Below are 339 nucleotides of genomic sequence, written 5' to 3' on the forward strand. Positions count from 1 at the left end.
GTTTTTGATTCTCGGTTATAGATATTTCATGATATGTGGTTTTCAAAGAACAAAGTATTCATGACAGCCTTTCGGCTGTAATGGAGGTTAACGGGATCGAACCGATGACCTCCTGCGTGCAAAGCAGGCGCTCTCCCATCTGAGCTAAACCCCCATGAATAATGATTCAATGGGCCTAAATGGACTTGAACCATCGACCTCACGCTTATCAGGCGTGCGCTCTAAACCAGCTGAGCTATAGGCCCGACAAGTTGAGCGTAGGTCTCTCAAAACTAAACAAAGTTTTCGATTTATCGTACAGGCTTTCCGTAATATTCCTTAGAAAGGAGGTGATCCAGC

General features: G+C 44.8%; 2 tRNA genes. Both read right to left on the reverse strand.

Features of this window, described 5'->3' with window-relative positions:
- Positions 1-81 precede the first annotated feature (81 nt).
- Positions 82-154: transfer RNA gene (locus tag FC83_RS10155), tRNA-Ala, on the reverse strand.
- Positions 155-170: 16 nt separating this feature from the next.
- Positions 171-245: transfer RNA gene (locus tag FC83_RS10160), tRNA-Ile, on the reverse strand.
- Positions 246-339: the final 94 nt, after the last annotated feature.

This window comes from Agrilactobacillus composti DSM 18527 = JCM 14202, from assembly GCF_001436375.1.
GTDB lineage: Bacteria > Bacillota > Bacilli > Lactobacillales > Lactobacillaceae > Agrilactobacillus > Agrilactobacillus composti.